The 24,571-nt window shown below is 71.1% G+C and carries 21 protein-coding genes; 8 read left to right on the forward strand and 13 right to left on the reverse strand.

All coding sequences use genetic code 11. From position 1 onward, the window contains the following. Positions 1–20 precede the first annotated feature (20 nt). The 4 genes from mnmC to LZ017_RS12575 all read right to left on the reverse strand — a co-directional run bounded on the left by mnmC (position 21) and on the right by LZ017_RS12575 (position 6,247). Entirely contained in the window at positions 21–1,982 is a 1,962-nt protein-coding gene (gene mnmC / locus LZ017_RS12560) for an FAD-dependent 5-carboxymethylaminomethyl-2-thiouridine(34) oxidoreductase MnmC (protein ID WP_241397164.1), read from the reverse strand. Further along, positions 1,979–3,265 carry a DUF4010 domain-containing protein gene (locus tag LZ017_RS12565; protein ID WP_241397165.1) on the reverse strand — a complete coding sequence of 429 codons (1,287 nt, stop codon included), beginning with the start codon at positions 3,263–3,265 and terminating at the stop codon, positions 1,979–1,981. Before LZ017_RS12565 ends, mnmC begins: the two co-directional genes overlap by 4 nt. Before the next feature lies 1 nt (position 3,266). Further along, positions 3,267–4,628: an MBL fold metallo-hydrolase RNA specificity domain-containing protein gene (locus tag LZ017_RS12570; protein ID WP_241397166.1), complete on the reverse strand. Its 1,362-nt coding sequence runs from the start codon at positions 4,626–4,628 to the stop codon at positions 3,267–3,269. Between the two features lie 116 nt (positions 4,629–4,744). Continuing rightward, entirely contained in the window at positions 4,745–6,247 is a 1,503-nt protein-coding gene (locus LZ017_RS12575; RefSeq protein WP_241397167.1) for a DEAD/DEAH box helicase, read from the reverse strand. 338 nt (positions 6,248–6,585) lie between these two features. Here LZ017_RS12575 and LZ017_RS12580 point away from each other — a divergent pair, with 338 nt between their 5' ends. The 3 genes from LZ017_RS12580 to LZ017_RS22270 are packed head-to-tail and all read left to right on the forward strand — an operon-like array spanning position 6,586 to position 9,025. Continuing rightward, a complete protein-coding gene (locus LZ017_RS12580) occupies positions 6,586–7,185 on the forward strand; it encodes a YfiR family protein (protein WP_277604660.1) in 600 nt (199 codons plus the stop codon). Next, positions 7,182–8,471 carry a sensor domain-containing diguanylate cyclase gene (locus LZ017_RS12585; protein ID WP_241397168.1) on the forward strand — a complete coding sequence of 430 codons (1,290 nt, stop codon included), beginning with the start codon at positions 7,182–7,184 and terminating at the stop codon, positions 8,469–8,471. The genes LZ017_RS12580 and LZ017_RS12585 overlap by 4 nt, the downstream gene beginning before the upstream one ends. After that, entirely contained in the window at positions 8,468–9,025 is a 558-nt protein-coding gene (locus tag LZ017_RS22270) for an OmpA family protein (RefSeq protein WP_241397169.1), read from the forward strand. Before LZ017_RS12585 ends, LZ017_RS22270 begins: the two co-directional genes overlap by 4 nt. A 23-nt stretch (positions 9,026–9,048) precedes the next feature. On the opposite strand, the gene LZ017_RS12595 is transcribed toward LZ017_RS22270, so the two are convergent. Beyond that, positions 9,049–10,659 (reverse strand): ABC transporter substrate-binding protein, encoded by a 1,611-nt coding sequence (locus LZ017_RS12595; RefSeq protein ID WP_241397170.1) that lies wholly within the window; start codon positions 10,657–10,659, stop codon positions 9,049–9,051. 254 nt (positions 10,660–10,913) lie between these two features. Here LZ017_RS12595 and ettA point away from each other — a divergent pair, with 254 nt between their 5' ends. Further along, positions 10,914–12,578, forward strand: a complete 1,665-nt coding sequence (gene ettA, locus LZ017_RS12600) for an energy-dependent translational throttle protein EttA (protein WP_241397171.1) — start codon at positions 10,914–10,916, stop codon at positions 12,576–12,578. Here ettA and LZ017_RS12605 read toward each other — a convergent pair. Further along, the gene (locus tag LZ017_RS12605) at positions 12,571–13,845 is read right to left on the reverse strand and encodes a sterol desaturase family protein (RefSeq protein ID WP_241397172.1); all 1,275 of its coding nucleotides are present in this window, start codon (positions 13,843–13,845) and stop codon (positions 12,571–12,573) included. The two genes, ettA and LZ017_RS12605, sit on opposite strands and share 8 nt — an antisense overlap. Positions 13,846–13,885: 40 nt before the next feature. Beyond that, a complete protein-coding gene (locus tag LZ017_RS12610) occupies positions 13,886–14,995 on the reverse strand; it encodes an AraC family transcriptional regulator (protein WP_241397173.1) in 1,110 nt (369 codons plus the stop codon). Between the two features lie 220 nt (positions 14,996–15,215). Between LZ017_RS12610 and LZ017_RS12615 the strand changes: the two genes are divergently transcribed. From LZ017_RS12615 to LZ017_RS12625, 3 genes are all read left to right on the forward strand, one after another. Continuing rightward, positions 15,216–17,198: an EAL domain-containing protein gene (locus tag LZ017_RS12615; protein WP_241397174.1), complete on the forward strand. Its 1,983-nt coding sequence runs from the start codon at positions 15,216–15,218 to the stop codon at positions 17,196–17,198. 42 nt (positions 17,199–17,240) lie between these two features. Then, positions 17,241–17,531 (forward strand): hypothetical protein, encoded by a 291-nt coding sequence (locus LZ017_RS12620; RefSeq protein ID WP_241397175.1) that lies wholly within the window; start codon positions 17,241–17,243, stop codon positions 17,529–17,531. A gap of 193 nt (positions 17,532–17,724) precedes the next feature. Continuing rightward, entirely contained in the window at positions 17,725–18,918 is a 1,194-nt protein-coding gene (locus LZ017_RS12625; RefSeq protein ID WP_241397176.1) for a tetratricopeptide repeat protein, read from the forward strand. Between the two features lie 24 nt (positions 18,919–18,942). On the opposite strand, the gene LZ017_RS12630 is transcribed toward LZ017_RS12625, so the two are convergent. From LZ017_RS12630 to LZ017_RS12650, 5 genes are read right to left on the reverse strand one after another with little or no spacing between them, the layout of a single operon-like run. After that, a complete protein-coding gene (locus LZ017_RS12630; protein WP_241397177.1) occupies positions 18,943–19,278 on the reverse strand; it encodes a YkgJ family cysteine cluster protein in 336 nt (111 codons plus the stop codon). Next, the gene (locus tag LZ017_RS12635) at positions 19,279–20,751 is read right to left on the reverse strand and encodes a bifunctional serine/threonine-protein kinase/universal stress protein (RefSeq protein ID WP_241397178.1); all 1,473 of its coding nucleotides are present in this window, start codon (positions 20,749–20,751) and stop codon (positions 19,279–19,281) included. It abuts the gene before it with no gap. A 20-nt stretch (positions 20,752–20,771) separates the two neighbouring features. After that, positions 20,772–21,533, reverse strand: coding sequence for a metallophosphoesterase (locus LZ017_RS12640; protein WP_241397179.1), 762 nt, complete (start codon positions 21,531–21,533; stop codon positions 20,772–20,774). A gap of 57 nt (positions 21,534–21,590) precedes the next feature. Then, positions 21,591–22,553 (reverse strand): ornithine carbamoyltransferase, encoded by a 963-nt coding sequence (gene argF / locus LZ017_RS12645; protein WP_241397180.1) that lies wholly within the window; start codon positions 22,551–22,553, stop codon positions 21,591–21,593. Further along, a complete protein-coding gene (locus LZ017_RS12650) occupies positions 22,550–23,767 on the reverse strand; it encodes an aspartate aminotransferase family protein (RefSeq protein ID WP_241397181.1) in 1,218 nt (405 codons plus the stop codon). The genes argF and LZ017_RS12650 overlap by 4 nt, the downstream gene beginning before the upstream one ends. Positions 23,768–23,990: 223 nt before the next feature. Here LZ017_RS12650 and LZ017_RS12655 point away from each other — a divergent pair, with 223 nt between their 5' ends. Then, positions 23,991–24,329, forward strand: coding sequence for a DUF3579 domain-containing protein (locus LZ017_RS12655; RefSeq protein WP_241397182.1), 339 nt, complete (start codon positions 23,991–23,993; stop codon positions 24,327–24,329). Positions 24,330–24,342: 13 nt separating this feature from the next. Here LZ017_RS12655 and LZ017_RS22120 read toward each other — a convergent pair whose 3' ends face one another. Then, the gene (locus LZ017_RS22120) at positions 24,343–24,468 is read right to left on the reverse strand and encodes a hypothetical protein (protein WP_277604661.1); all 126 of its coding nucleotides are present in this window, start codon (positions 24,466–24,468) and stop codon (positions 24,343–24,345) included. Positions 24,469–24,571 lie beyond the last annotated feature (103 nt).

Raw genomic sequence — 24,571 nt, forward strand, 5'->3', positions numbered from 1 at the left:
TCGCCGTGTTCGCCAGTCGCTCAAGAGGCCGATGCGTGGCGGGTCGCCCTGGCGGCGAAACGGCAGGGGTCCAGCGCGTCGACCAGGCTGGCTTCCAGCGGCAGCGGGGCGCCGCTGAGCTGGGCGGCGGCCAGTTCGCCGGCCAGCAGGGCCCAGGTGACGCCGCGCGAGGCCAGGCCGCCGCACAGCAGCAGGCCCGGGTGGCGCGGCCAGAAGCGCGGCTGCTCGGCGCGCAGGCGCGGCACCGCGGCGGCCAGCCCGCCGACCAGCGGCAGCCGGTCCGGCACCAGGCTGCGCCAGCCGACGCGGGCGCCCAGCGTGGGCAGCAGGGCGGCCTCCATCGCGGCGGCGTCCGGCGCGGGTTGCAGCGCCAGCAGGCGCAGCAGCCGCTGCAGGTTCTCGCGGTGGTCGGCTTCGCGCGCCGCGGCGTCCAGGTCGTGGGGCTGGGCCGTGGCGCCGAAGAAGAGTTCGCCGGAGGGGCCCGCCAGCGCATAGCCCTGGCCTGCCATGGGGCAGGCCGGGCGGGGCAGCCAGGCGGCGGCATCGGCGGCCAGCAGGCTGAGCTGGCCGCGCTGCGCCACCCAGGGCAGTTCGCCGCCCGCCATCCAGGGCGCGGCCAGCGCGGCGTTGCGCTGGCCGGCGGCCAGGATCACCGTGGCGGCTTCCGCCAGCGGCCGGCCGTCGGCATCCAGCAGCTGCCAGCGCCCGCCTTCGGGCTTGAGCGACTGGACCGGGCGCTCGGTGAGCAATGTGGCGCCGGCCTGCCGCAGCCAGGCCTGAGCGAGCGCGGCCGGTCGCAGCGCGCCACCGCCCGGGTAGTACCAGGCCGGCGCGTCGACGCGCAGGCCGGCGTGGGCCCGCGCCTCCTCGGGCGACAGCACCTGCAGATACTCCGGCGGCAGCCCCGAGGCCAGCAGCTGCGCGCGCATGCGCTCCAGCGGTTCCGGCTCGCGTTCCAGGCGCAGCAGGCCCCATTGCAGCCAGGGCAGTGGCTCGTCGAGCTGGCGCAGCTCGCGCTCGGTGGCCAGCGCGGCGGCGCGGCTGAAGCGGGCGTGCAGACCATCCTGCGGGTGGAAGCTGCCATGGAACAGCCCGCCCGGGTTGCCCGACCCGGCCTGGCCCACGCCCGGCAGGGCTTCCAGCACGGTGCTCTGCCAGCCCTGGCGAGCCAGGGCGCGCGCGCAGGCGGCCCCGGCGATCCCGGCGCCGACGATCAGCGCGGAGCGTTCGCCGTCGCCGGCCAGCGGCTCGCGCCCGGCCGGGCCGGCCGGCTTGTGCGGCGGCCGGTAGCGGGCCACGCTCATCTGCCCCTTGGCGGCGAAGCCTGGCGCCTTCTCGACCTCGAAGCCGGCCCCGGCGAGCGCGTCGCGCACGCCGCGCGCCACGCTCCAAGTCGCCGCGGTGGCGCCCGGGGCGGCGAGGCGGCCCAGCTGCTTCAGGGGCGCCGCATCCCAGATCTCGGGGTTGAGGGCCGGCGCGAAGCCATCCAGGTAGAAGGCGTCGACCCGTGCCTGCAGCTCGGGCAGCCAGTCGCGCGCATCGCCCAGCGCGAGCAGCAGCCGCACGCGGCCGGCCTCGAAGTCCAGCAGGTGCAGATTGGGCGTCAGCGCGGGCCATTGGCGCAGCAGCTGCGCGGCCAGCTCGGGCGCCGACGACGCGGCATGGGCGCGGCGCAGGTCCTCCCGGCGCAGCGGGTGTTTTTCGATGCTGATGAAGACCAGGCGCTCGCAGCGCCGCGCGTCCTCGCGCCAGGCCTGCCAGGTGGCGAGGAAGTTGTTGCCCAGGCCGAAGCCGGTCTCCAGCACCACGAAGCGCTCGCGCCCTTGCCAGCGCGCGGGCAGGGCGTTGCCGCCCAGGAAGACATGGCGGGCCTGCGCGAAGGCGCCGGCGCGCGCATGGTAGACATCGCCGAACTCGGGAGCCTGCGGGGCGGCGGCGTCGGTGAAGTCGACGCGCGCCGGGACGATGGGAGAGGTTTTCATCGGACAGGGGGGAGGATCACCAGGGTGAGCAGTGCCACGGCCGCCAGCTGCAGCCCCAGCGCGCCGCCCACGCGCAGCAGATAGGGGCGGCCGCCGGACAGCCCCGCGACGCTGATGCGCACCAGGCTGTTGCAGGCGATGGCCAGCAGCAGGCCCTGCAGCAGCGTCTGGTGGTCGATGGTGGCCCTGGCCGCCAGCGCCGCCAGCGACGCGATGGGGGCATGGGAGTCTGCCAGCGCCGCAATCGCCACCGAGATCAGCAGCCCGCCGCTGCCGAAGCGCTGCTGCGCCCAGCCCGCCACCGCCGCCACGCCGGTCAGCAGCACGGCGACGATCAGGGCTTCACGCAGGCGCAGCGGCCCGCCGTTGTGTCGCCCCCAGGCATGGTCGCGGCCGGTGTCCTGGCCGGCCGTGCGGGTGAGCGCGAAGGCGGCGACGCCGGCCACCAGCGTGCCCAGCACGCAGGCCGGCGCGACGCTGGCCACGCTGGCCGGCGACAGGCTGGCCACCAGCACCAGGGCCTGCGCCCAGGTCGCCGCGGTGGACATCACCGCGGCGCCGGCGCAGCCGGCCAGCAGCCCGGGCTGGTCGCGGTAGCGGCTGCCCATGGCGGCGACCGTCGCGGTGCTGGACACCAGGCCCGAGAAGAAGCCGCCCAGCGCCAGGCCGGCGCGCTCGCCCAGCAGGCGCAGCGCGACATGGCCGGCCGCCTGCAGCGCCAGCAGCAGCATCACCAGGCCCAGCAGCGTGTGCGGCTTCAGCCCGGCCAGCCAGGGCAGGGGGTCGCGTGGCATCAGCGGCAGCACGATCAGCGCCAGCGCGGCCAGCAGCAGACCGTCGTGCAGCTCCTGCTCGCTGAGCAGACGCGTCGCGAAGCGATGCAGGCGCTGGCGCGCGGCCAGCAGCATGGTCAGCGCGACGCCGGCGCCGGCGGCCAGCTCGGGGTGGGGGATGGCCAGCGCGCCGATCAGGTAGCTCAGCAGCAGCGCCGCCTCGGTGGTGAGCCCGGGATCCCGCGCGCTCTGGCGCCAGTAGGCCAGCGCCGCCAGCACGGCGACCGCCAGCAGGCCGCCCGCCACGAGGCCCGGCTGCGCCAGGCCCTGGGCCAGCGCGCCCAGCACCGACACCACCGCGAAGCTGCGCACGCCCGCCGCCTCGCGCTGGGGGCCGCGGCCTTTGCGCCGCTCGCGCTCCAGCCCCACCAGCAGCCCGGTGCCCAGCGCCACCAGCAGGCCCAGCAGCAAGGATGGCTGGGGCGCGGCCTCTCCGAACAGCCTCAGCATGTCAGAGCGCGACCGTCTCGCCCTGCTGCGGCACGCGCACCGCCCAGCCCAGTTCGTCCTGGATGCGGCTGCGCAGCGCATCGGACGCAGCCGGTTCGCCGTGCACGACAAAGACCTGCTGCGGCGCGCGTTGGAAGCCGCGCATCCACTGCATCAGCTCATGCTGGTCAGCATGGCCGGAGATGCTCTGCAAATGGCTGACCTGGGCGTTGACCGGGATGTAGCGCCCATGCAGCTTGACCTCGCGTTCGCCCGCCACCATCTTGGCGCCGCGGCTGCCGCCGACCTGGAAGCCGGGGAAGACGATGTGGTGGCGCGCCTCGGGGGCCAGGGTCTCGATGTAGTTGAGCACGCGTCCGCCGGTGGCCATGCCGCTGGCCGAGATCACGACGCAGGGGCGCTTGGCGGCCAGCCGGGCGTTGCGCAGCGAGTCGGCCGGCTTGCTGATCAGGCGCACCTCGTCGCACAGCGTCGCGGCCTCGGCGGCGCTGATGGAGAGCAGACGGCGGTGCTGCTGCAGGATGGCGGTGGCCTCGCGGGCCATGGGGCTGTCCAGCAGGATGGGCACGCTCATCGGCAGTTCGCCGCTGCGCCGCAGGCGCTGCAGCAGCAACAGCAGGGCCTGGGCGCGGCCGACCGCGAAGCTGGGCAGCAGCAGGCTGCCGCCGCGCGCCAGCGTCTCGCGCAGCAGCTGCGCCAGGCGTTGCTGCACGTCTTCGGCCGGGTGGTTGCGGTTGCCGTAGGTGGATTCGATCAGCAGCACGTCGGCCTCGGCCAAGCGCTGTGGCGGCGGCATCAGCAGGTCGTGCTGCCGACCCAGGTCGCCGGAGAACACCAGGCTGCGCCCGCCCGAGCGCAGCGTGATCGCGCAGGCGCCCAGCAGGTGGCCCACGGGGCTGAACTGTGCCTCGGTCTCGCCCATGCGCCAGCGGCCGTCACGCGGGACGACGAACTGCCGCAGGGTCTTGTCCACGTCGCGGCGGGTGTACAGCGGCAGCGCCTTGTCGTGGCGGCTGCTGCCCTGGCGGTTGGCGCGGCGGGCGTCTTCTTCCTGCAGATGGGCGCTGTCCATCAGCAGCACCTCGCAGAGGTCGCGGGTGGCGGCGCTGGTCACGATGGGGCCCTTGAAGCCTTGGCTCACCAGGGCGGGCAGGTAGCCGCTGTGGTCCAGATGCGCATGCGACAGCAGCACCGCGTCGAGCGAGGCCGCCGGCACCGGGAACGGCGCCCAGTTGCGTTCGCGCAGGGCCTTGTAGCCCTGGAACAGGCCACAGTCCAGCAGGAGTTGGCGACCGTCGTCGCTGCTGACCAGATGGCGCGAGCCGGTGACGGTGTCCGCGGCGCCCAGAAACTGAATCTTCATGTCCACCCTGTCCGTAGTGCATTCAGCGGGATTGCATCACAGGCGCGAGGGCCCTGACTTGCGTCAAGTCAGGGCCGGGCGGGACGGGCGTCGGCCCTGACGGGCCGGCGCGAGTCTCAGGACTTGGGGCGGGTGAGGGCGGAGCCGCCGTTGCGCGGCCGCGAGGGGGAGGCGGGGGCCGGCGCGGCGGCGCGCGGCGCCGCGGGCGCGGGGCGGCCACCGCCCTGGCCGGCGGGCCGTCCGCCTTGCGGGGCCGGCGCCTTGGCGGCTTGCGCGGGGCGTCCGCCCTGGCCGCCGCGGCCCGAGGGCTGGCCCGCCGAGGGACGTCCGCCGTCGCGCGGCGCGCCACGCTGGCCATCGCGGCCACCCTGGCCGCCACGACCCTGGCCGCCGCCCGAGCTCCTGCCGCGGCCGCCGCCCAGGCCGCCGTTGAGCACCATGCGGCCCATCACAATGGGCTCGGGCTTGGCGTTGGGGTCGGGCTCATAGCCGGGCACGACCTCGCGCGGGATCTCGCGCTTGATCAGCTTCTGGATGTCGCGCAGGAAGCCTTCCTCGTCGACGCAGACCAGCGAGATCGCCTCGCCCTGGGCGCCGGCGCGGCCGGTGCGGCCGATGCGGTGCACATAGTCCTCGGGCACGTTGGGCAGCTCGTAGTTCACGACGTGCGGCAGCTGGTCGATGTCGATGCCGCGCGCCGCGATGTCGGTGGCCACCAGCACCTGCAGCTCGCCGCTCTTGAACTCCGACAGCGCCTTGGTGCGCGCCCCCTGGCTCTTGTTGCCGTGGATGGCCATCGCGGTGATGTCCTGCTTGTTCAGGAACTCGGCGAGGCGGTTCGCGCCATGCTTCATGCGCGTGAACACCAGCACCTGGTGCCAGTTCTGACGCTGGATCAGGTGGGCCAGCAGCTCCTTCTTGCGGTCGCGGTCCACCGGGTGGACTTTCTGCGCCACGGTGTCGGCGGTGGCGTTGCGGCGCGCGACCTCGATCAGGCCCGGCTGGTTCAGCAGGCGGTCGGCCAGCGCCTTGATCTCGTCGCTGAAGGTGGCGGAGAAGAGCAGGCTCTGCTTCTGCTTGGGCAGCAGCGCCAGCACCTTCTTGATGTCGTGGATGAAGCCCATGTCCAGCATGCGGTCGGCTTCGTCCAGCACCAGGATCTGCACCTGCGACAGGTCCAGCGTGCCCTGCTGCGCGTGGTCGAGCAGGCGGCCCGGGGTGGCCACGAGGATGTCCACGCCCTTCTTGAGCTTGTCGATCTGCGGCTGCATGCCCACGCCGCCGAACATCACCATGGAGGTGAGCGGCAGGTATTTGCCGTAGGTGCGCACGCTTTCCTCGACCTGGGCGGCGAGCTCGCGCGTCGGCGTCAGCACCAGCGCGCGGATCGCGATGCGGCCGCGCGCGTCGCGCAGCGGCTTGGCGGCGCTGAGGCGTTGCAGCACCGGGAGGGTGAAGCCGGCCGTTTTACCGGTGCCGGTCTGGGCGCCGGCCATCAGGTCGCCGCCCTGCAGGACCATGGGGATGGCCTGGCGTTGGATGGGGGTGGGTTCGGTGTATCCCGCGTCGGCAATGGCGCGCAGGATGGGCTGGGACAGTCCCAGTGCATCAAAACTCATAGGCTGCGGATTCAGCTGGCAAGAGCTGCGTAGGTGCTTGCAGCCGCGCCCTGGGCCCGCTGGGGTGGCGGGTGTTTCGGACACCAGTCTCTAGGCTGCAGTGAGAGCGAGGGCTCAAAAAAATTCGCCACGGCAAGACTGTGGCTCGTGGCGATGCGTGCATTCTAGCGCACCGGGGCGCGGCTTCGTGACGGATGCCGCGGTGGCGGCGCGAGGCAGCCCCTGCAACCCGGGGACCGGGCGCGACCGCCCGCGCGGGCAAATGCGTACACTGCCTGCATCCATGGGCCAGGGTGGGCCGTGGGCGAGACGAGAAATCTGTGGTTGGGATGCGGTTGATGATGGCGCGCGCCCGTCGGCGCGAGCTGGGACGCAGGACCGGGCGCATGCGCGCGGCCCGGCTGTGCCGTGGCCTGCTGCTGGCGTTTCTGGCCCTGGCGCTGCAGCCCGCGGTGCGGGCGGGCGGGCTGATGCTGGTGCAGTCGCCACTGGGCACCGGCGCCATCCTGCAGGGCATTCTGGGCTACACGGCCTGGCCTGGCGCGAGCCGGGGCCTCAGGGTCTGCGTCAGCCGCGGCGCGGCGGAGGCGACGGACATCCAGCGCCAGCTGCTGCAGGCGCCGGCGCGCGACGGCCGTGCGCTCTCCGTGCAGTTGATTGAACCCGACGCGATGCCACCGGCCGAATGCGACGCCGTGTATTTCGAGGGCTGGAGCGTCGAGGCGCAGCGGCTGGCGCTGCGCCGGCTCGGCGCGCACCCGGTGCTGACGCTGGGCCGCGGGCCGGAGTTCTGTTCCGATGGTGGCATGTTCTGCCTGCGGACCACGGCCGAAGGCACGCGCTTCGAGGTCAACCTGGATTCGGTCTCGCGCAGCGGGCTGCGCGTCCATCCACAGGTGCTGCGCCTGGCGCGCCCGGCGCAGGAGCGGCGTTCATGAGGCCGCGCATGGTGGCGGCCCTGCCGCCGGAGCAGGCGCCCGCGCAGGGCGTGCTGGGCCTGCTGCGCAAGACGCAGCTGCGCATCGCGCTGCTGGCCGTGGCCTCGGCCGGCCTGGTCATGACGCTGGGGGCGGCGCTGCTGCTGCGGGTGTCGGCGCAGCGCAGCCTGGAGCTGCAGGCGCGCTCGCTGGCTTACTCGATGGAGGCGGCGGTCGTCTTCCAGGACGCGCCGGCCACGCAGCAGCTGCTCAAGGACTTTCTGGCGCAGGAGCCGGTGGCCGAGGCCAGCGTCAGCCTGCTGGGCAGCGACGCGTCCGGCGCGACGGCGATGCGGCCCTTCGCCCGGTACAGCCGCGACGTTTCGATGAGCCTGCTGGAGCGCCGGCTGACCCGCTGGTGGCCGGTGTCGGCCGCGGTCCCGGTGGTCGCCCAGGGGCGGCAGCTGGGCGAGCTGCGGCTGCGCGCCGACGCCAGCGAGGTGCTGCAGCTGATCGGCTGGTCGCTGGCCGGCGTGCTCACCGGCATGGCGCTGACCGGCCTGGCGGTGCTGCAGGCCTCGCGCCGACTGTCCCGACAGCTGGTGGCACCGCTGCAGGCGCTGGCCGCCCACACGCGCCGCGTCCGCGAGCTGCGCGCACTGGGCCGGCGCGCGCCACGGGCCGGGCTGCATGAGCTGGACCAGCTCAGCGCCGACTTCGACGCGCTGCTGGACGAGGTGCAGGCCCACCAGTCGGAGCTGCTGCAGCAACACGACGAGCTGAAAACCGCGCATGAGCGCCTGTCCACGCGCATCCGCGAGGACGGGCTGACCGGCGCGGCCACGCGGGCCTATTTCGAGGACTGCCTGGAGTTGGCCGTCCAGCAGGCCCAGCACGACGGCAGCCGCGTGGCGCTGCTGTTCGTCGACGCCGACCGCTTCAAGGCCATCAACGACCAGTACGGCCACGAGGCCGGCGATCAGGTGCTGGTGGCGCTGGCCCAGCGCCTGCGCGCCGCGGTGCGCGAGCAGGATCTGGTCGCGCGGCTGGGCGGCGACGAGTTCGTCGTGCTGATGCGCTCGCTGCGCCAGACCGGCGACGCGCTGCGCCTGGCCCAGCAGTTGCGCGACGCTGTGGCGCAGCCGCTGCAACTGCGCCAGGGCGTCACCGTGACCCCGGGCATCAGCGTGGGCGTGGCCGTTTATCCGGACCAGGCCGCCAGCGCCGAGGCACTGCTGCGCAGCGCGGACCAGGCCATGTACCGGCAGAAGCGGGCGGCCAACGCCCCATCCAGGAGTTTCTTGTGAGTACGACCTCCTCCCCATCGTCCCCGCAAAGCGCGCCACCCGACGCAGTGCGCCGCCATGGCCTTCTGGGGGTGGGCCTGGCGCTGGCCCTGAGCCTGGCCGGCTGCGCCGGGCCGGGCGTGCCGCCGCCGGTGTCACCACCGGCGCGCTGGTCCGAGGTCCAGGTGCGCGAGCTGCAGGCGCTGGGCTTTGTCGCCCGCGGCGAGGATTGGGAACTGAATCTGGCCGACCGGCTGACCTTCGAGTTCGACTCCGACCGCCTGCAGCGCGCCCAGCAGAGCCGCCTGGTGGGCGTGGCGCTCAAGCTGCGCGAGGTGGGCGTGAGCTCGCTGCGCGTGGAAGGCCACACCGATTCGACCGGCGACGCCGCCTACAACCGCCAGTTGTCGCTGCGCCGAGCCACCTCGGTGGCGCAGGTGCTGCTGGCCGCTGGCTGGCCGCGCGAGCGGCTCGCCGTGGTCGGCCATGGGCCAGCCAAGCCGATCGCGGACAACGAGACCGAGGCCGGGCGCGCGCAGAACCGCCGCGTCGCGTTGATCGCCTCGGTGGACTGAAAGCCCCCGCCGGGGGGGCGCGATCACTTGCCCTGCACGCTGGCCCAGGGCAGATAGAGCCAGTTGTCGGGCCGGTGCACCACGGTCACGTTCTGCCGCGCCGCCCAGGGAATCATCTGGCGGTGCAGCGGCAGCACGTGGATACCGGCCTTGAATTCGCGCATCGCGGCGAGGATCAGCTCCTCGCGCTTCTTGGGGTCGGGCTCCACGCTCGACGCCGCGGCGAGCTGGTCAAACTTGTCGTTCTTCCAGTTGCCGTAGTTGTAGTAGCCCACGCCCTTGTCGCCGCGATTGCGGAAGACCGGGGTCATGATGGTCTCGGCGTCGATGATGGAGCCGCCCCAGCCGTACATGTAGAGGCTGGTGTCCAGCTTCTCCAGCTTGGGGAAGAGCAGCACGCGCGGCATCGCATTGACGCGCACCTTGACCTTCAGCTGCGCCCACATCGAGGCCAGCGCCAGGCAGATTTCCTCGTCGTTGATGTAGCGGTTGTTGGGGCAGTCCAGCGTGACCTCGAAGCCATCGGCATAGCCGGCCTCGGCCATCAGCTTGCGCGCGGCGGCGAGGTCGTGCGGGAAGCGCGCCTCGATCTGCGCGTCGTTGAACACGGCGGCGGGGTTGGAGGTCAGGCCGCCGGTGGGCACGGACAGGCCGTTCATCAGCTTGGCCTTGATGGCCTGGATGTCGATGGCCTGGTAGAGCGCCTTGCGCACGCGCAGGTCCTTGAAGGGATTGCGGTCGCCGGCCACCTTGCCGTAGAGCAGCTTGTCGCGTGCCTGGTCCATGCCGATGAAGACGAGCCGGTTTTCCGGCCCTTCGATCACCTTGATGCCGGCGGTGTTGCGCAGCCGGGGCACGTCGCGCGGCGCGGGGTCGAGGACGAAGTCCAGCTCGCCCGAAACCAGCGCGGCCAGCCGCGTCGCGTCATTGCCGATGGGGGTGAACACCGACTCCTGGACATTGCCCTCGAACTTGCCCCACCAGTTCGGGTTGCGCTTGAACACCGTGCGTATGCCCGGCTCGCGGCTGGCCAGCAGGTAGGGGCCGGTGCCGTTGGCATGGGTGGCGGCGTAGGTCTCTTCCTTGTCCTTGAAGTTCTGTGGCCGGCTCACCTTGTGCTGCTCGGCCCACTTGCGGCTCATGATGTAAATCGTGTCCAGATGCTGCAGGAAGATCGGGTTGACCTTCTCGAGCTGGAATTCCACGGTCAGATCGTCGACCTTGCGCGGCGTGCCGACGGCAGCGGCATAGACCGCGATCTGCGAGCTCGGCTCCTTGGCGCGCTGGATGGAGAACACCACGTCGTCGGCGGTGAAGGGCGTGCCGTCGTGGAACTTCACGCCGGGGCGCAGCTTGAGCCGCCACAGCAGCGGGCGCACCTGGGTCCATTCGGTGGCCAGCGCCGGCACGAGGTTGAGCTGCTTGTCGCGGCCGACCAGTCGCTCGTAGACCTGGGCATTGAGGTTGTTGGTCAGGGTCTCGTTCTGCGAATGCGGATCGGCCGTCTGCATATCGCCCTGGCTGGACCAGCGCAGGGTCTGGGCCGACGCGGTGGTGGCCAGGCTCAGCGCCAGGGCGAGCAGGCCGGCGCCGGCCAGGGCCTGGCTCAGAGCCCCGAAGTACTTGCGGTTCATGCACCCTCCAATGATGTTCCCGCGCCAGTGTAGGGGTGGCGCGGTGCCCACGTGGCGTGGCGGGCCGTGACGGAGATCTGGCCGTCGCCCGCACGGGCCTTGAGCCGGCGACGCGACAAGCTGCGACAATAGCGCCTTTGCCCGGTGCCGGATCCGCGGCGGAACCCGCAGGTTTCGTGATCCGGTCTGGCGGCGGCCGTCTGGCCCGCCTCCGTGGCAGCCCTTTTCGAACAAACCCCCAAGCGGACGACCTCATGGCGCAATACGTCTTTTCGATGAACCGTGTGAACAAGACGGTTCCTCCCAAACGGCACATCCTGAAGGACATCTCGCTGTCCTTCTTCCCCGGGGCCAAGATCGGCGTGCTGGGCCTGAACGGCTCGGGCAAGTCGACGCTGCTGAAGATCATGGCCGGCGTGGACAAGGAGATCGAGGGCGAAGCGATCCCGATGCCGGGCATCAAGATCGGCTATCTGGAGCAGGAGCCCAAGCTGGATCCCAACCAGACCGTGCGCGAGGCGGTGGAGGAGGGCATCGGCGGCGTGCTGGCAGCGAAGAAGCGCCTGGACGAGGTCTATGCCGCCTATGCCGAGCCGGACGCGGACTTCGACGCGTTGGCCGCCGAGCAGGGCGAGCTGGAAGCCATCATCGCCGCGGCCGGCTCCGAGAACACCGACCTGCAACTGGAGCTGGCCGCCGACGCGCTGAACCTGCCGCCCTGGGACGCCAACATCGGCGTGCTGTCCGGCGGCGAGAAGCGCCGTGTGGCGCTGTGCCGCCTGCTGCTGTCCAAGCCCGACATGCTGCTGCTGGACGAACCCACCAACCACCTGGACGCCGAGTCGGTCGAGTGGCTGGAGCAGTTCCTGCAGCGCTTCCCCGGCACCGTGGTGGCAATCACCCACGACCGCTACTTCCTGGACAACGCCGCCGAGTGGATTCTGGAACTGGACCGCGGCCACGGCATTCCCTGGAAGGGCAACTACTCCGACTGGCTGGATCAGAAGGAGCGCCGCCTGGAGCAGGAGCAGAAGTCCGAGGACGCCCGCGCCAAGGCCATGAAGGAAGAGCTGAAGTGGGTGCGTTCCAACGCCAAGGGCCGCCAGGCCAAGAGCAAGGCGCGTCTGGCCCGCTTCGAGGAACTGTCTGACGTCGAATACCAGAAGCGCAACGAGACGAACGAGATCTTCATTCCCGTGGCCGAGCGGCTGGGCAATGAGGTGATCGAGTTCGAGAACGTCACCAAGTCCTTCGGCGATCGCGTGCTGATCGACAACCTGTCGTTCAAGGTGCCCCCGGGCGCCATCGTCGGCATCATCGGCCCCAACGGCGCCGGCAAGTCGACGCTGTTCCGCATGATCCAGGGCGTGGAGCAGCCGGACTCGGGCACGGTCAAGATCGGCAAGACGGCCAAGCTGGCCTTCGTCGACCAGAGCCGCCAGAGCCTGGACGCCAACAAGACGGTGTGGGAAGACGTCTCGGGCGGCCTGGACAACATCGTCGTCGGCAAGTTCGTGATGCCCAGTCGCGCCTACATCGGCCGCTTCAACTTCAAGGGCAACGACCAGCAGAAGATGGTGGGCCAGCTCTCCGGCGGCGAACGCGGCCGTCTGCACCTGGCCAAGACCCTGGCTCAGGGCGGCAACGTGCTGATGCTGGACGAACCGTCCAACGATCTGGACGTCGAAACCCTGCGCGCGCTGGAAGAGGCGCTGCTGGAGTTCGGCGGCAGCGCGATGGTGATCTCGCACGACCGCTGGTTCCTGGACCGCATCTGCACCCACATCCTCGCCTGCGAGGGCGATTCGCAGTGGCACTTCTTCGACGGCAACTTCCACGAGTACGAAGCCGACAAGAAGAAGCGCCTGGGCGAGGAAGGCGCGCGTCCCAAGCGCGTGCGCTTCAAGCCCATCAAGTAAGGGCGCCGGGCCGGCGCAGCGCGCCGGCCAGCCTCAGCCATCCCCACAGCGAACCCAGCGCCAGCAGCACGCCCATCGCGCGTGCCAGCGGCGCCGCCCAGCCGGGCGCGTCCGCCGCCAGGCCGGGCAGGGTTTCCAGCGCCGCCAGCGCGAGGCCGGCGAGCAGGCCCAGCGCCAGGCGCAGCTGTTCCTCGCCGCCATCGTCGCCGGCGCGCCCCTCCAGCAGGCGCGACAGCACGACCAGCGCGGCCAGCACCGCGACCGCCCCCAGCACCAGCGCGGCGCCCGCCAGGAAGGGCTGCAGCGCCAGCAGCGCCACGCCCAGGCTCAGCAGCACGGCCAGCTGTTCCAGGCCATGGCGCTCCAGCCCTGGCCGCAGCGGCGGCGCATAGGGCTGGAAACGGGTCAGATCCACCGCGGGCTTGGGCGCCAGCCGCTGCGCGGCGGCGGGCCGCCAACTCGGGTGGCGGAACCAGATGCTCAGCCGGTCCCCCCAGTTGTCGGCCAGCCGCAGGTCGGACCAGATCTGCTGGTAGCCGCGCAGATTGGCCTGCCAGGGGCTCCAGCTCTTGAGCTGGCCCAGCACGCCGTAGACGATGGGTTCGCCCTCGCGCTCCTCGACGAAGGTGCCGAACAGGCGGTCCCAGACCATCAGGATGCCGCCGTAGTTGCGGTCCAGGCAGTAATCGTTCTGGCCATGGTGCACGCGATGGTTGGACGGCGAACAGAACCAGCGGTCGAACCAGCCCAGCCGCCCGACCGCGCGCGTGTGCACCCAGAACTGGTAGAGCAGGTCAATCAGCCCCACCACCACATAGACCAGCGGCGGGAAGCCCAGCAGCGCCATCGGCAGGTAGAAGATCCAGCTGAAGAGGAAGCCGGTGCTGGTCTGGCGCAGCGCGGTGGAGAGGTTGTACTCCTCGCTGCTGTGGTGCACCGCGTGCGCCGCCCACAGCACCGCGACCGTGTGGCCCAGCCGGTGGTTCCAGTAGTAGCAAAAGTCGTAGATCAGCAGTGCCGCCAGCCAGACCCAGGGACTGGACGCGCTCAGCTCGAACAGCGCCGCGCGCTGCCAGATCCAGGTGTAGATGCCCAGCATGAACAGCTTGGTGAACATGCCGGTGAGCTGGCTGGCGATGCCATTGCCCAGGCTGGACACGGTGTCCGCGGCGCGGTACAGCGTCTGCCCGCGCGCGCGGCCCAGCATCCATTCGAGCACGATCATCAGCAGGAAGACGGGGACGGCCAGGACGATGGGATTGAGCATGGACGGGATCGGTACGGGGGGCGGTGGCTCGACTGTAGGCCTAGAGGCCGGCGGCCGCTTGTTCCGCCACGCCAGGCGTTTGTGCGCCGACGCCAGCGCGCAGGCGCTGCGGCGCCTCGCCATGCCAGGCTCGGAAGGCGTGGCTGAAGCTGCTGGACTCGCGGTAGCCCAGCAGCAGCGCGATCTCGGTCAGGCTCAGCCCGCCCTGGCGCACCAGCAGCAGGCTGCGCTCGCGGCGCAGCTGTTCCAGCAGGGGCTTGAAGCCGCAGCCGGCATCGGCGAGCTGGCGCTGCAGCGCGCGCGGCGACAGATGCAGCCGCTGCGCCACCGCCTCCAGCGTCAGCTGGCCCGAGGGCAACAGTTCCAGCATCAGCGCGCGCACGCGGTGCGGCAGTGACAGGCCGGCGAAGCTACGGTCCAGCTGGCGCTGGGCCTCCTGCAGCAGGGTGTGGTGCAGCGCCGGGTCGGCGTCGCGCACCGGCAGTTCCAGGTAGTCGCGCGGGAACACCAGCCCGTGCACCGGCATGCCGAAGCGGGCCGGGCATTCGAAGAAGGCTTCGTACGCGGCGCGGTCGCCGGGCCGTTCGGCATGGCGCAGATGCACCTCGGCCGGCGCGCAGCGGGTGCAGGTGATCCAGCGCCCGAAGGCCAGCCAGCCGGCCAGGATGGCCTCGGTCAGCGCGACGCCGGCGCCTGGCGTGCCGCCCAGCGGCGCGTCGATCAGGCGGGCCTGCCGGCCGTCCTCCTCGAAGCGGCTCTGGCTGTACTCGTGGTCCAGCACCAGGCGGCCGAAGCGGGTGGTCAGCTCGATGGCGTCGCGCAGCCGCTCGCAGGTCATGGCCACATAGCCCAGCCCGCTGAAGCTGGACGGCCGCACCGCCATGCCGAAGCGCAGCCCGAAGTAGGCGTCGCCGCTGAGCCGCTGGGCGACCTCCAGCAGCCGCTCCAGGGACGGGATGGGCAGGCGGCCCAGCGGATCGCGCAGGTCCGCGCCGGACAGGCCCGCGTCGGCCAGCCAGCGCTCGCGTGCGAGCCCGGCCTGCTGGCCGACGTCGATCAGGCTCAGCACATAGGCGACGCTGGCCGTGCCGGTGCGCGGTAGCGGGGCGGCGGACGGTGGGGCGGGAGAGAGTGGGCCGGCGGCATTCATCGGCGGCAAGGCTAGCAGCCCGGCCGCCGGCCGGCCATGCGGCCCTGCCCGCAGGCACGCCCCCCCTCAAGCCAGGGGGCGGGCGCCAGTTGCATCACGGATTTGTCCCTGGGCGCGCCGGGATTCCGGCGCTTAGCGCACGCCGATGAACGACACTCCGGGGATCCGGTGGAGGCAGAACCGGCCCGCAGGGCCGAACAGCAGGAGACAGGGCAGGGCCGTGGGACTGGCGAAATTGCAGCGCACCAAGTGGAGCAGCGTATTCCGCATCGTGCTGTCCTATGCGGGCTTCGCCGCGCTGTGGATCCTGCTGTCGGACGAGGCGGTCCTGTTGTTCACCCGCAACCCGCAGCGCATCGTGCAGATCAGCCAGTACAAGGGCTGGGCCTTTGTGCTGGTGACCTCGCTGCTGCTGCTATTCCTGCTCGACCGGCACTGGAAGAAATACAGCGCCGCGATCAACGAGCAGCTGGAGACCCTGCTGCTGCTGAAGAACATCGCCGACAGCTCCAACGACGCCATCTTCGCCAAGGATCTGGACGGGCGCTACCTGCTGTTCAACCGCGCCGCCAGCGAGTTCGTCGGCCGGCCCGCCCATCAGGTGATCGGCCGCGACGACCGCGCGATCTTCCCGCCCGAGCAGGCGCAGAGGCTGATGCAGACCAACTGCCGCCTGATCGAGACGGGGCGGATCGAGAACATCGAGGAAACGGTACAGACCACGCGCGGCGAGGCGACCTTCATCGCCACCAAGGGGCCGCTGCGGGACGCGTCGGGGCGCATCATCGGCACCTTCGGTATTTCGCGCGACATCACGGAGCGCAAGCGTGCCGAGGCGGAGATTGAGCACCTGGCCTATCACGATCAATTGACCGGGCTGCCCAACCGCTTCCTGCTCGAAGACCGTCTGAGCCAGGCGCTCGCGCAGGCGCAGCGCGCGGGGGGCTTCGGCGCGGTGCTGTTCGTGGACCTGGACCACTTCAAGCGCATCAACGACTACTTCGGGCACGGCGTCGGCGACGAGGTGATCCAGGAGGTGGCGCAACGCCTGGTCCACCATGTACGCCACGGCGACACCGTGGCGCGCGTCGGCGGCGACGAGTTCATCGTGCTGCTGTCCGACCTCGCGCCCCAGGAGCAGGACGCGGCCAAGCTGGCGCTGTCCATCGGCGAGAAGCTGCGCCGTCACGTGGGCCAGACCATGGCGCTGGCCTCGCACAGCTGCACCGTGTCGGCCAGTGTCGGCGTCACGCTGTTCCCGCGGAACGGGCATCGGCTGGGCGATCTGCTGCGCGAGGCCGACATCGCGCTCTATCGCGCCAAGGAAACCGGCCGCAACACGCTGGCGCTGTTCGCGCACGAGATGCAGAGCGTCATCAACGAGCGATTCGCGCTGGAGCAGGACCTGCGCGAGGCGCTGCCCAACGGGGAGCTGGCACTCTACCTGCAGGCCCAGGTCGACGAGTTCGGCGCGGTCCATGGCGCCGAGGCGCTGCTGCGCTGGCAGCATCCGCGCCGCGGCCTGGTGTCGCCGGCGCAGTTCATCCCCATCGCCGAGGAGTCGGGGCTGATCTTCGCGATCGGCGCCTGGGCGCTGCGGGAAGCCTGCGCCGTGATCGCGCGCCAGGCGCGGGCCGGGCATCCGCTGGCGGTGGCGGTCAACGTCAGCCCACGCCAGTTCCAGCAGGCCGATTTCGTCGCGCAGCTGGAGCAGATCCTGGCGGACACCGGCGCCGATCCGCGCCGGCTGACGCTGGAGATCACCGAAGGCCTGCTGCTGGAGAACACGGCCGGCGTGGTGGCGCGCATGGAGGCGCTGGCGCGGCTGGGGTTGCGCTTCTCCATCGACGACTTCGGGACCGGCTATTCCTCGCTGGCCTATCTGAAGCGCCTGCCGGTCAGCGAGCTGAAGATCGACCGCAGCTTCGTGCAGGACGCGCCGGCCGACCGCAACGACGCCGCGGTGATCGAGGCCATCCTGTCCATGGCCCATCACCTGGGTTTCTCGGTGGTGGCCGAGGGCGTGGAGACGGCCGAGCAGCAGCTCTTCCTGCGCGCCCAGGGCTGCGATCTCTTCCAGGGCTATCTGCACCACAGGCCCGAACCGGCGCAGGCCTGGTGCGAGCGCGACAGCGCGGCGCCGGGCAGCAGGCCCGCCGAGCCGCGTCTTGACCGCCCGGGCGTCGACGCGCATTCTTCGTGAGGCCAGCCCCGCGCGAGTCGGGGGCGGCAAGAGAGGTGCATCATGGACCAAGGCCTGGGTCAAGAACTGCCGGGCCGGCATGCGGCGCACAAGCTGCATCCGGCGGCCCGGGTGCTGATCGTGATCGAGGCCGGCGGCACGCCGGTCGCGCGTCTGCTGCTGGACAGCGGTGAGCAGGTGGCCGAGTTCGACGCCAGCACCGAGGAGCTGGGCGCGATGACGCGCGGGCTGGCCGCGTCCTTGGGCGCCGCCGCGCCGCAATGGGACAAGGCGCTGGCCGGCCACAGCGCCGAGGAGCGCGAGGCGGCGCGCGTGTTCCGCCTGCCGGTGTGAGCGGCGGCGTCCCTGGATGGTTCGTGGTCGAACCGGGGCGGCGCGGGCCGCCGTTGGCGACTTCCTTCATGCCTCCCGTCGCATCGTGCGCCATGACTTCTTCGCAGCGGCCCGCCGTCGCACTAGCATGGGCCCCAAGGCCCCCGGGTAAGGGCCCAGTGGAGCTGCCATGGACAAGAGCATGCCGTCCCGGATGAGACAAACGATGTGGGCCGCGGTGCTGGGTGCCGCCAGCCTGGTGATGGCGGGCTGCGCCACGTCGCCGGCGTCGCTGCCGGCGCCGTCCGACATCCCCCTGCTGGACCAGCGCTTCGGCGGCACGCCACCGCCGGCGCTGTTGCCGTCAGCGCACCGGGTGACGGACAGCAGCGAGGCGATGCGCGCCTATCTGCGCGACAGGATCCAGCCGCAGGCGCGCCTCAAGGATCCTCGGCGTGGGCTGCTGGAGGCCTTGTACACGCAGGGCGAACTGAAGCTGGAGTACGACAGCGACCTGACGCGCACCGCCGACGAGGCCTTCGACGCGCGTTCCGGCAACTGCCTGTCGCTGGCGCTGATGACGGCCGCGTTCGCGCGCGACATGGGGCTGCCGGTGCAGTTCCGCATGGTGTTCAACGAGGCGCAGTGGAGCCGCAGCGGCGACCTGGAGATCTACGCCGGCCACATCAACCTGGCGCTGGGGCGCAAGCCCGGCGAAATGCGCGTGCTGGGCGACGACGCCGCCTGGCTGGTGGTGGACTTCCTGCCCGGCGAGGACTTGCGCAAGCAGCGCGTCATGGAGCTGGACGAGCGCACCGTGATCGCGATGTATTACAACAACCGAGCCGCCGAGTTGCTCAGTCGCGGCGAATTGCGTCAGGCCTACTGGTGGGCGCGTGCCGCGGTGAACCAGGATCCGCGCTTCATGGCGGGGCTGAATACGCTGGGCGTGGTCTATCGCCGTGCCGGCGAACAGGCGACCGCGGAGCACGTGTTCCGCCAGGTGCTGGCGCGCGAACCGGGCAATGTTCAGGCGCTGTCCAATCTGATCGGCGCGCTGCGCGTGGCCGGTCGCCAGGCCGAAGCCGACGGCCTGGGCGAGCGGCTCGCCCAGTTGCAGCCCTATCCGCCGTTCCGCTTCTACGACCTGGGGCTGGAGGCGATGCGGGCCGGTGACTACGCCAAGGCGCGCGAACTGTTCCAGCGCGAGATCTCGCGGACTTCCGGCTATCACGATTTCTACTTCTGGCTGGCGCTGTCCTACTACGGCAGCGGCGACCTGCGCGGCGCGCGCGAAGCCATGCGCCAGGCGGAGGCCAGCAGCACCTCGAGCAGCCAGCGTCAGCTCTATGCGGCCAAGCTGGCGCACCTGCAGGCGCAAATCGCGAGTCAGCGCCGCCAGCAGTAGCGCGCCGGGCGCCGTGCCGCGCGGCTATCCCAGCGGCGGCAGGCCGTGGCGGGCACGCGCCCGCGCGCAGGCCTCGTCGCCCAGGCCCAGCGGCGCGCGCAGGCCGAACTCGCGGCAGGGCGCGGGGCGCCATTCATAGATGCCGCAGCTGGCGCGCTGGCCCACCGTTCCGACCAGCGCCGCGCAGCGTGGCTGGGCGTGGTCGGTGCCGCGCATGCGGCTGAGGCGGTCGTTCAGCGCGACTGTGAGGCCGTCGGGCACCACGCCACCCTCGGACTGCAGCTCCTGCCGCGCGAAGTCGACGCGCACGCTGGCGCAGCAGGCGCCGCAGCGCGTGCAGGGGTTGTCCTCGGCCGCCAATTACCGCCCCTCGGGCTCGCGGACCACGGTCACGCTGCAGCTGCACTCGGCCACCACCTGGGCGGACACGCTGCCCAGGTAGCGGCGCAGTGCGGAGGCGCCGCGCGCGCCCATCAGCACGTGGTCCACGCCGTTCTTGGCGGCGAATTCGACGATGGCGGCGGCCGGGTCCGGGGCTTCCAGCACATGGAAGGTCAGCCGCCCGTCGTCCGTGATGTTCAGCGACTTGCGCAGCGGATGGGCCCAGTCCTTCAACGCGACGAGCTGCTTGACATGCACGCTGCGGCCCTGCTCGTCGGTCAGCTCGTCCAGCCCGATGCGGGCGGTGCGCATCACGCTGACGCAGGCCAGGCGCGCGCCGGGCTCGGTCTGCACCATGCGCCGCACGATCTCGCGCAGCTGCTCCAGCAACGCCGGGCTGGCGCCCTGGACGTCCACCGCCGCCATCAGGATGGGGCTGCGCTTGACCTGCTCGGTGACCGAGCCGCTGGCCTCGGCCTCGCTGCCCAGCGCGATGAACCAGCGCTTGAGCGTCTTCAGGCGTCCGGCCCGCGTCATGCGCGTGGCGCGCCGGGTTAGTTCCACCGCGTCGGGGCGCTGCAGGTCCAGCACCAGTTGCGAGGCGCTCTGATAGCGCCGCTCGGGCTTGACCTCCAGGCAGCGCAGCACCATCTCCTGGAACCAGGGCGGCAGGTCGGCGCGGATCGCGCGTGGCGGCACCGGCTCCTCGTAGAGACGCCGGCGCAAACCCGTCACGGAGGTGGGCTGGCCGAAAGGGCGCTCGCCGGTGGCCAGGTGGTACATCATCACCCCGAGCGCGAACAGGTCGCTGCGCGGGTCGCTGCGCACGAACTGCACCTGCTCCGGCGACATGTAGGGGCCGGTGCCCATGGGCAGCGTGAACTCCTCTTCGAGCAGGTCGGGCAGGTGGTCGTGGCGGGAGAGCCCGAAATCCACCAGCACCGCCGTGCCGTCGGGCCGGAACATAATGTTGCTGGGCTTGATGTCCAGGTGCACCAGGTGCTGGCGGTGCAGATCCTGCAGCGCGGTGGCGACGCGGATGCCGATGTCCACCACCTCGTCCAGCGGCAGCGGCGCGCGGTCCAGCCGCGGCCTCAGGCTTTCGCCGGGGATGCGCTCCATCACGATGTAGGCGCGCCGCGTCCAGTCGCCGCGGGCGACGAAGCGCGGCACGTGCGGCCCCTTGAGCGCCGGCATGATCATCTGCTCGACCTCGAAGCCGACGATGGTGGCCGGGTCCTCGCCGCCCTTGATGCGCGGCACCTTCATGATCAGCTCGAAGGGCTCATCGGCGCGCGGCTCCAGCCGGCGCACGCTCCACAGATTGGCCATGCCGCCCTGGTGCAGCGGCGCCTCGAGCAGGAAGCCGTCCAGCAGCATGCCCGCCGCCAGCGGGGTGTCCGGACCCGGGATCTGCGGAGGCGAGGCCTCGGGCGTGGCGGCGTCGGTCATGGTGGAGGTGCGGGTGGGGGCTATTCTCCGGCGCGCAGCCGCTGGGCCAGGCGCTGGGCAAGTTCGGCGGGCAGGTCGGACGCGTCCAGCAGGCGGCGCGCGGCCGCCTCGTGGTCATAGGGCACGCGGTGGAACACCAACTCCTGCCTGCCGTCGTCGAACAGCGCGTAGCAGGCGGCCGGGTTGCCGTCGCGTGGCTGGCCGCAGGAGCCCGGGATCACCAGCCAGCGCCGATGCGGCAGCAGCGGGATGGGTACGCCCGGCTCGGGGCAGAAGTCGCCCGCCTTGCCCGTGCTGGACAGGTGGTAGAGCATGGGCTCGTGCACATGGCCGCAGAAGCTGTAGCTGCAATCGGTGGCCTGCAGGCTGCGCACCGCCTCCAGCCGTCCCTGGATGTAGGCGAAGCCGGCGGGGTCGAAGGCGTTGGCGTGCACGAAGAGGCAGTCGCCGCGCGTCTGACTCATCGGCAGCGCGGCCAGCGCCTCGATCTGCGCGGCGCTGAGGCGAGAGCGCGTCCAGGCGATCATCTGGCGCGCATCCTCGTGCATGCTGGGCAGGGGGCCCTGGGCCACCGCGCGGTCGTGGTTGCCCTGGACCAGCGCCGCGCCCTGGGCACGCAGGGCCAGCGCCTGGTCCACCACCCACGCCGGATCGCCGCCATAGCCCACCAAGTCGCCCAGCAGCGCATAGGCGTCGGCGCCCTGGGCCTTGGCGTGCTCGAGAACCGCGGCGAAGGCCTCGCGGTTGGCATGGATGTCGGTGATCAGGGCGATGCGGCTCATGTCTGAGGTTCAGCTTGCCAGGGCTGCCTGACGCCGGACTGATCGCCGGCCGGGATTTCAGCCGATGCGGCCGATCAGCAGATATTCCATCAGCGCCTTCTGCACATGCATGCGGTTTTCGGCCTCGTCCCAGACGACCGACTGCGGGCCGTCGATGACCTCGGCGCTGACCTCCTCGCCGCGGTGGGCCGGCAGACAGTGCATGAACAGCGCGTCGGGCTTGGCCAGCGCCATCATCTCGGCATCCACGCACCAGTCGGCGAACGCGGCGCGGCGCGCCTCGTTCTCGGCCTCGTAGCCCATGCTGGTCCAGACGTCGGTGGTGACCAGGTCGGCGCCGCGGCAGGCGTCCAGCGGGTCCTTGAAGACCTTGTAGCAGTCGGCGTTCTTCACACCGGCCACCTGCGGGTCGATCTCGTAGCCGCTGGGCGTGCTGACATGCACGGTGAAGCCGAGGATCTCGGCCGCCTGCAGCCAGGTGTTGGCCATGTTGTTGCCGTCGCCCACCCAGGCCACGACGCGGCCCTTCAGGCAGTCCATGTCCACCGCGCCGCGGCGGTCCATGCCGCGCTGCTCGATGAAGGTGAACAGGTCGGCGAGGATCTGACAGGGGTGGTACTCGTTGGTGAGTCCGTTGATCACCGGCACGCGCGAGTGGGCGGCGAAGCGCTCGATCTTGCTCTGCTCGAAGGTGCGGATCATCACGATGTCGACCATGCGGCTGATCACGCGGGCGCTGTCCTCGATGGGCTCGGCGCGGCCGAGCTGGCTGTCGCCGGTGGTCAGGTGCACCACGGATCCGCCCATCTGGTACATGCCGGCCTCGAAGCTCACGCGGGTGCGGGTGCTGGCCTTCTCGAAGATCATCGCCAGCGTGCGGTCGGCCAGCGGCTGATACTTTTCGTAGTTCTTGAAGCGCTTCTTGATGATGGCCGCGCGCTCGAACAGGTAGGCGTACTCCTCGGCCCGGAAGTCCTTGAACTGCAGGTAGTGGCGCATCAGGCTGTCTCCGGGTTTCATGCCTTGGGCTGGGCCAGGAAGGCCTTCACGAGGGGAACCAGCAGCGCGGCGATCTGCGCCGCTTCGTCGCTGGTCAGGATCAGCGGCGGCACGAGGCGGATCACGCGGTCGGCGGTCACGCTCATCAGCAGGCCGGCGGACAGCGCGTCGTTGAGCAGGCTGCCGCAGGGGCGGTCGAGTTCGATGCCCAGCATCAGGCCCTGGCCGCGGATCTCGACGACGCCGTCCACGCCGGCCAGGCCTTGCTCCAGCGCGGTCTTCAGCTCGGCGCCGACGCGCGCGGCGTGGGCCAGCAGGCCATCTTCTTCCATGATCTTCAGCGTTTCCACGCCAGCGCGCATGGCCAGCGGGTTGCCGCCGAAGGTGGTGCCGTGGTTGCCGGGCTGCAGCACCTGGGCCGCGCGCGGGCCGCAGACGACCGCGCCGATGGGCACGCCGGAGCCCAGCCCCTTGGCCAGCGGCATCACGTCGGGACGGATGTCAGCCCACTGGTGGGCGAACCACTGGCCGGTGCGGCCGATGCCGCACTGCACCTCGTCCAGCATCAGCAGCAGGTCATGCGCGTCGCAGATGCGGCGCAGGCCCTGGAGGAACTCGATGCGCGCGGGATTGATGCCGCCTTCGCCCTGGATGGTCTCGAGGAAGATCGCGGTGACCTTGGGGTGGGCCTTCACCGCGGCCTCGACCGCGCCGAGATCGTTCAGCGGCACACGCACGAAGCCCGGCACCAGGGGGCCGAAGCCGGCCTGGACCTTGGGGTTGGCGGTGGCGGACAGGGTGGCGATCGAGCGGCCGTGGAAGGCCTTGTCGAACACGATGACCTCGGGCGCGTCATTGCCGCGGTCGTGGCCAAACTTGCGCGCGATCTTCAGCGCCGCCTCGTTGGCTTCCAGGCCGGAGTTGCAGAAGAAGACCTTGCTGAGCCCGGACAGCTCGCACAGCTTGGCGGCCAGCTGCTCCTGCAGCGGCACGTGGTAGTAGTTGCTGGTGTGGATCAGCTTGGCGATCTGATCCTGCAGCGCCGGCACCAGGCGCGGGTGGCCATGGCCCAGCGTGTTGACGGCGATGCCGCCCAGACCGTCCAGATATCGTCGGCCCGCCGTATCCCAGACCCAGCAGCCCTGGCCATGCGACAGCGCGATCGGCAGCCGGCCATAGGTGTGCATCACATGGGGTTCGGTGGGGGCAGCCAACGAGGAGTCTGGGGCGTTCATCAATTCTCCGAAGTTCCAGGGGTGACGCCCGGCCAATCCGGGCGGGAATCATCGATTCTATGGGGCAGGGGCGCGGCAGGGCCGGCGGCGGCGACACATTGCACGCGAAAGCGCACGGGCAAGGCCCGCCGCTGCTGCGGCGCAACACAGTCAGGGCACAATAGCGGCTTCGACGGCCCGACCCCCGGGCCGTTTCCCTGCCTCCCGTCCTCTCGCCGAAACAATGAGTCAGCCGCCAGCCAAGCCGCGCGAAGTGTTCATCCAAGGCCTGACCCTGGATGGACGCAGCTTCCGACCCAGCGATTGGGCCGAGCGTCTGGCCGGAGCGATGTCCAGCTTCCGTCCTGGCGGCGTGAAGGCCGGCCGCGATGCCCACCTGGGGTATTCGCCCTACTGCGTGCCGCGGGTGATCAACGGCGTGAAGTGCGTGATCGTCAACGAGGCGCTGAAATCCGTCGAGCCGATGGCCTGGGACTTCGTGATGAACTTCGCCCGCGACAACAACCTGCAGGTGGTCGACGCCTGCCTGCTCCCCGAGCGCGGCGACGCGAACAAGGCCTGACCCGGGGCGAGGTTCAGGACGTCGCCCGCCCCTGGCGGCGGCGCGCGCGCCACAGCGCGCGCCATTCCAGCGCGCCCAGCATCCAGGCGGCCAGCAGCGCTGGGCTGAGTCGACGGTGGGGAAGGGCGTGCAAAGGCATGGTGGGTCGATGGCGCGTGTGGGTTGGGACAAGGGCAGACTAGCCGCCAGCCATGACATCCGAAGCGTGGGCCAATGGGCCGTTCGGTCCATCGCCAGCCGGG

This window comes from Pelomonas sp. CA6, from assembly GCF_022549225.1.
Lineage (GTDB): Bacteria > Pseudomonadota > Gammaproteobacteria > Burkholderiales > Burkholderiaceae_C > Roseateles.